Annotated in this window: 9 protein-coding genes and 2 pseudogenes; 6 read left to right on the plus strand and 5 right to left on the minus strand. The window is 71.0% G+C overall.

What is annotated here, in order from left to right; translation table 11 throughout:
- Positions 1 to 322 precede the first annotated feature (322 nt).
- The 3 genes from IEY91_RS17355 to IEY91_RS17365 all read left to right on the plus strand — a co-directional run bounded on the left by IEY91_RS17355 (position 323) and on the right by IEY91_RS17365 (position 4,744).
- Complete coding sequence (locus tag IEY91_RS17355) at positions 323 to 1,084, plus strand: HAD family hydrolase (RefSeq protein WP_229697037.1); 762 nt, start codon at positions 323 to 325, stop codon at positions 1,082 to 1,084.
- Entirely contained in the window at positions 1,081 to 3,426 is a 2,346-nt protein-coding gene (locus tag IEY91_RS17360; RefSeq protein ID WP_189174665.1) for a glycoside hydrolase family 65 protein, read from the plus strand. Before IEY91_RS17355 ends, IEY91_RS17360 begins: the two co-directional genes overlap by 4 nt.
- Positions 3,427 to 3,787: 361 nt before the next feature.
- Complete coding sequence (locus tag IEY91_RS17365; RefSeq protein ID WP_189174666.1) at positions 3,788 to 4,744, plus strand: hypothetical protein; 957 nt, start codon at positions 3,788 to 3,790, stop codon at positions 4,742 to 4,744.
- On the opposite strand, the pseudogene IEY91_RS41840 reads toward IEY91_RS17365, so the two are convergent.
- Positions 4,742 to 4,903: pseudogene (locus IEY91_RS41840) on the minus strand (LysR family transcriptional regulator); the annotation flags it as partial. The gene IEY91_RS17365 and the pseudogene IEY91_RS41840 overlap by 3 nt on opposite strands.
- On the opposite strand from IEY91_RS41840, the pseudogene IEY91_RS41845 reads away from it, so the two are divergent.
- Positions 4,898 to 5,090 (plus strand): annotated as a pseudogene (locus tag IEY91_RS41845) (Tn3 family transposase); the annotation flags it as partial. The pseudogenes IEY91_RS41840 and IEY91_RS41845 overlap by 6 nt on opposite strands.
- A 21-nt stretch (positions 5,091 to 5,111) precedes the next feature.
- Here the strand turns inward: IEY91_RS41845 and IEY91_RS17370 are convergent.
- A complete protein-coding gene (locus IEY91_RS17370; protein ID WP_189174667.1) occupies positions 5,112 to 5,702 on the minus strand; it encodes a TetR/AcrR family transcriptional regulator in 591 nt (196 codons plus the stop codon).
- A gap of 124 nt (positions 5,703 to 5,826) precedes the next feature.
- Between IEY91_RS17370 and IEY91_RS17375 the strand changes: the two genes are divergently transcribed.
- Positions 5,827 to 7,170, plus strand: a complete 1,344-nt coding sequence (locus IEY91_RS17375) for an erythromycin esterase family protein (protein ID WP_189174668.1) — start codon at positions 5,827 to 5,829, stop codon at positions 7,168 to 7,170.
- Positions 7,171 to 7,311: 141 nt separating this feature from the next.
- Here IEY91_RS17375 and IEY91_RS17380 read toward each other — a convergent pair whose 3' ends face one another.
- The gene (locus tag IEY91_RS17380) at positions 7,312 to 7,794 is read right to left on the minus strand and encodes a DNA-directed RNA polymerase subunit beta family protein (RefSeq protein ID WP_189174669.1); all 483 of its coding nucleotides are present in this window, start codon (positions 7,792 to 7,794) and stop codon (positions 7,312 to 7,314) included.
- Between the two features lie 207 nt (positions 7,795 to 8,001).
- Between IEY91_RS17380 and IEY91_RS17385 the strand changes: the two genes are divergently transcribed.
- Positions 8,002 to 9,045 carry a helix-turn-helix domain-containing protein gene (locus IEY91_RS17385; RefSeq protein ID WP_189174670.1) on the plus strand — a complete coding sequence of 348 codons (1,044 nt, stop codon included), beginning with the start codon at positions 8,002 to 8,004 and terminating at the stop codon, positions 9,043 to 9,045.
- 31 nt (positions 9,046 to 9,076) lie between these two features.
- Here the strand turns inward: IEY91_RS17385 and IEY91_RS17390 are convergent, their stop codons facing one another.
- Positions 9,077 to 9,583: a GNAT family N-acetyltransferase gene (locus IEY91_RS17390; RefSeq protein ID WP_189174671.1), complete on the minus strand. Its 507-nt coding sequence runs from the start codon at positions 9,581 to 9,583 to the stop codon at positions 9,077 to 9,079.
- A 71-nt stretch (positions 9,584 to 9,654) separates the two neighbouring features.
- The gene (locus IEY91_RS17395) at positions 9,655 to 9,858 is read right to left on the minus strand and encodes an MbtH family protein (RefSeq protein WP_164327711.1); all 204 of its coding nucleotides are present in this window, start codon (positions 9,856 to 9,858) and stop codon (positions 9,655 to 9,657) included.
- Positions 9,859 to 9,917 lie beyond the last annotated feature (59 nt).

The raw sequence follows: 9,917 nt of genomic DNA on the forward strand, positions 1-9,917 counted from the left end.
GCACAGGAAAGCCCCGGCTGGACGGGGGAGACCAGCCGGGGCGGTAGGCGGTGGCGTGCGGAGGGCGGTCGCCTCACGGCGAAGGGCTCCACAGGGCTTCAGCCGAACGATCGTCCCTGTGGGCTATGAGTGGGCCCGGGGACACTGTCCCCTCCGCAGCCACGTACCTCTCAACGGCCGACCCCTCCCGTTTGTTCCCAGGCCCGCGGACGCGCGGCGAGTGAACTGGAACACACCCATCCGCCGCGGGAAAATCGCCCGCCCGGCCGAACGGCAGCAGGGACATGACGTGTCTTCGTTCCTGACGGGAAGGTGTCCCTCCATGACGAAGCTCGGTCCTCATCTGACAAGGCTCGGTCTGCCGGACACCGTCCGGGCCTGCCTCTTCGACCTGGACGGGGTCATCACCAAGACTGCCGTCGTCCACGCGGCCGCCTGGAAGGAGGCCTTCGACGCGTTCCTGCGCGAGCGGGACGGCGACGGCTTCCGGCCCTTCGATCCGGTCGCCGAGTACGACGAGTACGTGGACGGAAAGCCGCGCGCCGACGGGGTGCGCTCCTTCCTGGCGTCGCGCGGAATCGAGCTGCCCGAAGGCCGGCCCGACGACCCTCCGGACACCCCGACGGTGCACGGCCTGGGCAACCGCAAGAACGACATCCTGCTTGAGAAGATCCGCACCGGCGGCGTCGAGGCGTACGACGGCACCCTGCGCTACGTCGAAGCGGTACGGGCCGACGGCCTGCGCACGGCGGTGGTGTCCTCCAGCGCCAACTGCCGCGACGTGCTGCGCGCCATCGACGCGGAGCCCCTCTTCGACGTACGGATCGACGGCGTCGTCGCCACCGAGCGGAACCTGCCGGGCAAGCCACGGCCCGACACCTTCCTCGCCGCGGCCGGCGACCTCGGCGTCGAGCCGGACCAGGCGGCGGTGTTCGAGGACGCCCTGGCCGGCATGGACGCGGGCCGCTCGGGCCGCTTCGGCTACGTCGTCGGCGTGGACCGCGTCGGCCAGGCCGACGCCCTGCGCGCCCACGGCGCGGACCGGGTCGTCGAGGACCTCGCGGAACTGGGAGGCGAGGCGTGATCACGCACGCGTCCTACGGAGTCGAGCCCTGGTGCCTGCGCGAGAACGTCCTCAACCTCGACGTGCTGCCGCAGAGCGAGTCGGTGTTCGCCCTGTCCAACGGCCATGTCGGCTGGCGCGGCAACCTCGACGAGGGCGAACCGCACGGCCTGCCCGGCTCGTATCTCAACGGCGTCCACGAGACCCACCCGCTCCCCTACGCGGAGGCCGGGTACGGCTACCCGGAGTCCGGGCAGACGGTCATCAACGTGACCAACGGCAAGGTCATCCGGCTGCTCGTGGACGACGAGCCCTTCGACCTGCGCCACGGACGGCTCGTGTCCCACGAGCGGGTGCTCGACCTGCGCGAGGGCGTGCTGCGGCGCACCTGCGAGTGGACGTCCCCGGCGGGCCGCACCGTGCGGGTGCGCTCCACCCGCCTCGTGTCCTTCACCCAGCGGTCGGTGGCCGCCGTCGCATACGAGGTCCAGGCCGTCGACAGCCAGGTCCGGGTCGTGGTCCAGTCGGAGCTGGTGGCGAACGAGCAGCTGCCGAAGTCCGCGAAGGACCCCCGCGCCGCGGCCGTCCTCGAATCCCCGCTCGCGGCGGAGGAGCACTTCGCGAGCGGCGGGCGGCTGCGCCTCGTGCACGGCACCCGGCAGACCGGCCTTCGGGTCGCCGCGGCCGCCGACCACACCGTCGACGGGCCCGACCGGACCCGGTCGACCAGCGAGTCCGGCGACGACGTCGCCCGGCTCACCGTCACGTCCGTACTGGAACCGGGCCAGCGGCTGCGCCTGGAGAAGTTCGTGGCCTACGGCTGGTCCAGCACGCGGTCCCTGCCCGCTGTGAGCGACCAGGTGGACGCGGCGCTCGCGGCGGCCACCGACGTCGGCTGGCCCGCCCTCGTGGACGAGCAGCGGGCCTACCTGGACGCCTTCTGGGCGCACGCGGACGTCGAGGTCGACGGCGACGAGAAGATCCAGCAGGCGGTCCGGTTCGCGCTGTTCCACGTGCTGCAGGCCGGTGCGCGGGCGGAGCAGCGGGCGATCCCGGCGAAGGGGCTTACCGGTTCGGGCTACGACGGCCACGCCTTCTGGGACACCGAGACGTTCGTGCTGCCGCTGCTCACGTACACCTCGCCGGGCGCGGTCGCCGAGGCGCTGCGCTGGCGCCACTCGACGCTGCCCGCCGCGCGCGAGCGGGCCACGCAGCTGGGCCTGCGGGGAGCGGCGTTCCCCTGGCGCACCATCGAGGGCTCGGAGGGCTCCGCGTACTGGCCGGCCGGAACGGCCGCCTTCCACGTCAACGCCGACATCGCGGACGCCGTGGTGCGCTATGTCTCGGCCACCGGCGACGGGCAGTTCGCCCGCGACACCGCGGTCGAACTCCTGGTGGAGACGGCCAGGTTGTGGCGGTCGCTGGGCCACCACGACGTGCACGGCGCGTTCCACATCGACGGGGTGACGGGACCGGACGAGTACAGCGCGATCGCCGACGACAACACGTACACCAACCTGATGGCCCGCTCCAATCTGCTCGCGGCGGCCGACTTCGTCGAGAGCCACCCCGAGCAGGCCGCCGCCCTCGGGGTCGACGACGAGGAGAGCGCGGCGTGGCGGGACGCCGCGGAGGCCGTGCACGTCCCGTACAACGAAGATCTCGGGGTGCACGAGCAGCACGCCGGATTCACCCGCTATCAGCACTGGGACTTCGCGGCCACCCGTCCCGACCAGTACCCGCTGATGCTGCACTTCCCGTACTTCGACCTCTACCGCAAACAGGTCATCAAGCAGGCCGACCTGGTGCTCGCCATGTACACGTGCGCCGGGTTCTTCGACGAGGAGCACCTGGCGCGCAACTTCGCCTACTACGAGCCGCTCACCGTCCGCGACTCCTCGCTGTCCGCCTGCTGCCAGGCCGTCATCGCGGCCCGCACCGGTCATCTGGGCCTCGCCTACGACTACTTGGTGGAGGCGGCGCTGATGGACCTGGACGACCTGGAGAACAACACGCGCGACGGACTGCACATCGCCTCCCTCGCCGGGACGTGGACGGCGCTGGTCGCGGGCTTCGGCGGGATGCGTCAGAACGGGGACACGCTGGAGTTCACGCCCCGGCTTCCGCAGAACCTGAGCCGGATCGCGTTCAACGTGCAGGCGCTCGGCCGCTGCCTGCGCGTGGAGGTGCACGCGACGGCGGTCACGTACACCCTGCTGACCGGAGCCGAGCTGACGATCAGCCACTACGGTGAGCCGCTCCCCCTCGCGCCGGAGGAGTCGCGCAGCCGGGAGGTCCCGGACGTGAAGCCCCGCCCCACCCCGGACCAGCCGCCGCACCGCAGGCCCAACGCCCATCGCTGAATTCGGCCGGCGGCGAGGGCCGGAGCGTACAGGTCGAACGGCCGGCGTGCCTGGGCGCGCCGGCCGGATCCACGTGGGCGGCGCGAGGGGAGTGACCCCGTCAGGCGGCTCTCCGGTGGCGGGGTGCGCGGCGGCAGCTTAGAACGGTCAGACGTTCACAGGCCGGGGTGGGAACACCCCCTCACGGTGGGATCGCCCCCTGTAGTGGAGAAGAAGTGGAGAAGTAGACATGACGCCTGAGTCTTTCTCTTCCCGACCCGCGCATTCCGGCACGGGCGAACTTCTGGATCCGACCTTGCTGCACTGGGGAACGGTCGATCTCGGCGCCCCCTCTCACGGACCCGCTGAAGAGCCGGAAGCCGTGAGCGAATCACCACTGCCGGCCGACTGGGACGGCGGCGACGCGATAGAGGAGCTGATACACGCCGCCGCCATCTCCCGGCCCCTGGACGAGGTCGTGCACCTGGTCACCTTGCTGGAGCAGTCGCCCAACGGACTGACCATGGCGGCGTCCGTGCTGCGGGTGGCCGCGGTGACCCGCTCCGTGGACGACGTCACCCGGCTGGTGGAAGAGCTGGGACCGCCGAACCATGCCGTGGACCACATGGACGACGCCATCCGGAGCGCCGCCGAGCAGCGCCCCATCCCCGAGGTCAGCCGGCTCGTCCTGTTGCTGCACCGCCCGTCGCACGACCCGCACTCCGGCGCCCAGGCGGTGCAGGCCGCCGCCACGACCAGGTCGGTCGAGGACCTGGTGCAGCTGATCGGCCGGCTCGGGGACGACCAGCACGCCGAGGAGGAAGCCTCGCGTACGGCGAGCGTGCCTCTCACGGAGAAGACCGACACCACGTCTCCCCCCGCGCCCAGCGCGCCGCCCGCGAAGCTCTTCCCGGACACGGGCCGGTCTCACAACACCGCGCCGCTCGTGTGGCTGCGCCGTGTGGCAGGCGTGTTGCTCCTGCTCTGCGCGGCGGCCCACTTCCCGACGGCCTTGGCCGACGCGCCGGCGCTCGGTCTCGCGGCGTCGTTCGCCGTGGTCGCCGTCTGCGCGGCCGTGGGCATCGCCCTGTGCGTCGCCGAATCGCCTGCCCCGGCTGTGCTGAGCACGCTTGTGGCGGGCGCGCTGACCATCGGCCACCTCGTGGAGGGCAGGGTCGATTCGCAGACGCTTCTGTACGTGCTGCGGCCCGAGGGTGTGCCGTCGCCGATGCCCGCGCTGTCGGCTGCCGTCGCCGCGCTTGCCGCGCTGGTGGTCGTGGCCGCGACGGTGGCGAGGCTGAGGGCGGCGGCGAACCGGCACGGTGGCGTGCCGCGGTAGCCGAACTGCCGGTTGCTGATTGCCGGTCGCGGTGTGCGGAAGGCGGGCCAGGAGCAGCCGACGCTGTTCCTGCGGCCCGTCGCGCATCGGCAGGATGCGTACGCCGGGAGGCACGGCCGGGATGAGTGCGGCGGGCACGGTGGTCGGTCCGCAGCCCGCGACGTCCGTCACGGCAAGCGCGGCACCATCCGCCAGGCGTACCGCGGCGGCACGGAGGACCAGCTCGGCGCGCTCGGCCTGGTCCTCAAACGCCATCGTGCTCTGGACGACCCGCTACATCGATGCCGCCGTCGCCCAACTCCGCGCCGAGAGCCGCGGGATCCGCGATGAGGACATCGCCCAACCCGGCTGTCCCGGGGCGTCTCTCCTATGTGTCCGAGTTGACGATGCCGGTGAGAGCCTGCAGTCCAGTGACAATCTCGGACGCGTCGGGAGCCTGTTCGGGGTCGGTGAGCCACTGCGTCATCAGGCCCGTGAACAGGGCCATCTGCGCGGCGCCCAGGGTGCGGGCGGCAGCGTCGTCGATCTCGTCCTCGGGCGCGCCGAGCAGCAGGGCGGCCAGGCCCCGGCGGCCCTGGGCTTGACCGCCGGCCAGGTAGCGGCGCAGATCCTCGGAGTGCTCGGCCTGCAGGAGGGCCTCGATCGTCGCCAGCCATAGGGTCCGGTCGTCCTGGAAGGACTCGATGATCGCGGTCCACATCGCCTCGTAGCGCCCGACCGTGCTGCTCCCGGTTTCCCCGAAAGAGGCCAGTGTGCGGCCGGTCCGTGTGCCCCATTCGTCGATCGCCTCGATGAGAGCGGCGTTCAACAGCGCCTCACGGGAGCCGAAGTGGTAGCCGATGGCGGCCATGCTGACGCCACCTGCGGCGGTCGCGATGTCGCGCACCGTGGTGCGGGCCCAGCCTTTCTCCTCCAGGCAGTGCCTGGCTCCCGCCAGCAGATCTTCGCGATTTCCCATGCCGGGAACCCTATCCGACGATTAGATCGAACGCCTTAGGCGCAAGCCTTAGACATTTGTATTGTGCGTACGCCCAAATCTCTCTACAGTCGTGCCGAATCCACCAGCCAAGGGAGATGCCGCCATGAGCCACGCCCGCCCCGTCAGTCGACGCCGCCTGCTCGGCCTGGCCACCGCCGCCGCCCTCACCGCAGGGACCCTCGGCACCGGCGCCGCCGCGGCGGAGACCTCACCGGCCGAGGGCCCGGTGGGCGCCCTGAACCGCAGCGCGCACCCCCTCAGCGACCTGGACGCCCTCGGTCGCATGGTCGGCGGCGCCCGCGTCGTGGGCCTGGGTGAGGCCAGCCACAGCGGCCACGAGTTCTTCACCCTCAAGCAGCGCGTCTTCCGCCACCTCGTAGCCACCAGGGGCTTCACCACCTTCGCCCTGGAGGCGAGTTGGAGCACCGGACTGCGCCTGGACGCCTATGTCACCCGCGGCGTCGGCGACCCCGCCCAGATCATGCGGGACGAGTTCCAGGGCCAGTACGTCTTCTGGAACACCCAGGAGTACCTCGACCTGATCCACTGGATGCGCCGCTACAACGTCGCCCACCCCGACCGGCCGCAGCTGCACTTCGTCGGCAACGACCTCGGCTTCCCGGGCAAGACCGCCTTCGATCAGGTCTCGGAGTACCTCACCAAATACCGACCGGACCTGAACCGCGACATCGCGGCTTCGTACGACTCCCTGCGCCCGGAAGCCGACACAGAGGCCGGTCCGTGGATGGCCCACCAGCTCTTTGCCAAGAGCGCGACCGAGCGGAAGGCCGATGCCGACGGGGCCGCCTCCGCCCTCGCGCTGCTGCGCGACCAGGGCCGCCCGCACGGCGCCGACAAGCACAGCCGAGAGGCGTATGCCTGGGCGGTGCAGAACGCCACCGCCATCGCCCAGAGCTTCACCGGCTACGCCTTCCCCGACGAGCAGTTCTCCGAGCGGATGCGCTACCGCGACCAGGCCATGGCCGCCAACACCACCTGGTGGCTGCGCCACCGAGGCGGCAGGATCCTGCTTGCCTCGAACAACGGCCACATCGCCTACACCAGCGACAACCCGGCCGAGTTCCCCGAGCCCACCGGCGCGTTCCTGCACCGCCGGCTCGGCGACGACTACGTCAGCATCGGCCTGACCTTCAACGAGGGCACCATCAACGCGCTGCCCGACTACACCGCGCAGCAGCCCAAGACCTACACCGTCACTCCCGCCCCGGAAGGCCACAACGAGAACACCCTCGACAAGGTCCGCTACCGCGACTTCAGCATCGACCTGCGCACCGCGCCCGCGGCGGCCCGAACCTGGCTCGACACGGCTCGTCCCACCCGCTCCTACGGCCTGTACTGGTCGACCGACGACCCGGGCACCGCTCTCAACCGGTCCTACGACATCCTCATCCACCTGCACCAAGTCGAAGCCGGCCACCTTCGCTGACCCGACCAGGCAGGCAGCCACGGCCACGGGCGGCGGCCGAACCGGCAAGAGCGCGCGCCGACTTCGCCGGCTTCCAGGGCGTCGACGGACATCCCGCGCCCCCGGCGAGTCCACATCCGCTCGGGCGTAGCCCCTTCGCGGTCAGGCGCTCTGGGGCCGGAAACTCCAGTGGGAACGCGGATCGTTGATGCTCACGGTGGTGGAGAAGACCACGACCTGGTTTCCCCAGGCCTGGGTCTCGGTCATCCGTCCCGCACCCTGTGCGCGAGCCGCCACGGAGGCGCTGAACAGCACGAACACCTTCGCCGGGTCGGTCGTGTCGCAGTCGCCCCGGTAGGCGCCCACGACGCCGGCCAGCGGCCGGGCCCACAGGCAGCCGCCCGCGGCGCTGCGGATGAGCCGGTCGTAGCCGGAGATGGTCTCGGGCGACCACAGCTGGTCCGACCGGCCCGCCTCGCACGGCGCGAGGTTGACGACGTCGTTGCTGAAGACGGTCAGGCACTTGTCCTTGGAGACGCTCACCCAGTGGCCCCAGGTCGCCGCCTGGGCAGGGCTCCCGCCCAGCAGGGCCAGGCCCAGGAACATCGCGGCCGCCGAAGCCGTGGCCGCGGCACGGCGAAACATCCGCCTCGGTCCGGCTGTGCGCAGACGTCCCATCCCGGCCTCCCGATCTCGCACTGCGTGTCACACTGTCCAACCTCTGCCCTTTACCCATCGGCCGTCCCCCGGAGCCACCCCCTCACTCGTTCGAGTGACACCCGGCGTCGAGTCCTCGGCAGGGCCCCGTAAATCGGTACGTCCCGGAAGCCGCCCCTTGCCATACTCCGGTTCATGACGATCGGGGTGGAACGGGCCGTCAGTCAGTTCTCAGGAGTGGCGGGCGAGGCCACCACGGTGCTCGAGTTGGGGCGTGAGCTTGCCCGGGAGCTGGGCCACCTCGTCCCGCACGACGGCTTCATGCTGTCCGGCCTCGACCCGCTCACCCGCGTGAGCTGTTTCCTCAGCGGTCAACACACCTACAGCTACGGCTCGTTGCGCGAGGTCCTGCTCGGTGAGTTCCGCTACCGCGACCGCCACCCCTTCGCGGAGCTGTGGCGCGGGGCCTCCCAAATCGGCGTGCTGGGCTCGGGCGTGCGGGAGGAGCGGGACAGTGTGCGGCTGCACGAGGTCATGGCACCGCAGGGGTTCGGCAGCGAGATGCGGCTCGCGCTCGTCAGCGGAGGTCTGCTGTGGGGGACGATGGCGCTGGTCCGTGAGCGCGGACGGCCGTGCTTCACGGCAGCGGAGGCCGTCCACGCCCAGTGCGCGGTCGCGCCGCTGGCGCAAGCGTTGAGGCACTTCGTCACGCGCAGGACGCCGCACCCCCTGCGCTCCACCCGGCCGCCCGCGGTGGTCGTCATCGACGGCACGGACCGGATCCGGGCCGCGACCCCGGAAGGCCGCGCATGGCTGCGCGCCTGCCTGCCCGGCTTCACAGGCCCGGACAGCCTGCTGCGGATCACGTACATGCACATCACGGTCATGGCCCGCTGCCGCCGCGGCCCGGTGGTGAACCGCATCCCGACCCCCGACGGCTGGATCGAGATGCACGCCCAGCCCCTCGCCGACACGGGCACGGATCCCGGCGCGGGTGACGTGGCCATCACCATCCAGCCCGCCACCGCCCGCACGCTGCTGCCCGCGGTCGCCGCCTGGTACGGCATCACGGCGCGCGAAGTGGCCGTACTGCGCGAGGCCCTGGAGGGCCTCCCGGCGAAGCAGATCGCCCGCAGGCTCGGCGTGTCCCCGCACACGGTCAACGACCACTTCAAGGCGCTCTACCGCAAGGTCGGTGTCTCGGCCCGGGAGGAACTCCTGGCCACGCTCTCGCACTGAACGCCCGCGAACGCGTGCGGCCCGAGCGCCGTCAGGTGGCCGTCGAGATCACGAACATCTTCGTCACCGCCCCGTCGTCGCCGACCACGTCCCGTACATGGCTGAAGCCCAGGCGTTCGGCCATCGCCAGGCTGGCGGCGTTCTCGGCGCCCACCATGCCGTAGACCTCCTTGAGGCCCAGGTTGTCGCCGGCGTGCCGCACCAGGGCGCGGACGATCTCGGTGCCGAAGCCCTTGCCCCAGTACTCGGGGGCCAGGGCGGTGATGAGTTCGTGGCCGTCGACGTTGCCGGTCTTCTTGGCCTCCGCATGGCCGATGTACCTCCCCTCGTGCCACAGGCCCCAGACGTCGAACAGGCCCTTGGGGTAGATGTCGGTGAGGATCATGCGGAACGCCTTGCGCAGGTCGTCCTCGGGCACCTCGTCCTGACCCATCCAACGGCGCACCTCCTCGTTGCGCAGGAGGGTGACGAAGGCTTCCTCGTCCTCTGACCGGTACGGCGTGAACTCCAGCCGTTCGCTGTGCAGTGTCGGCGTCATCGGCGAACTCCTCGTACAGAGCATGGAAACGGAGCGGAAGAAGAGGGCGGGACAGGGTGGTGCGGCCGGCGTCAGGACCCTGCGTTCTCCATCCGCTCGCGCAGGCTGCGCGGGCGCATGTCGGTCCAGACCTCGTCCACGTAGGCGGAGCACTCGGTCTCCGTGCCTTCCTTGCCCACGGGCTGCCAGCCGGCGGGTACGTCGACGTCTACCGGCCAGAGCGAGTACTGGTCCTCATCGTTGCGCAGCACCTGGTAGCGGGTGTTCTCGTCCATGTCAGGGTCTCCGTGGTCGGTGGGGCGGTCGCGGTCCTCCGGTCGGACCGCGTCGTCCG

This window comes from Streptomyces lasiicapitis (assembly GCF_014646335.1).
Lineage (GTDB): Bacteria > Actinomycetota > Actinomycetes > Streptomycetales > Streptomycetaceae > Streptomyces > Streptomyces lasiicapitis.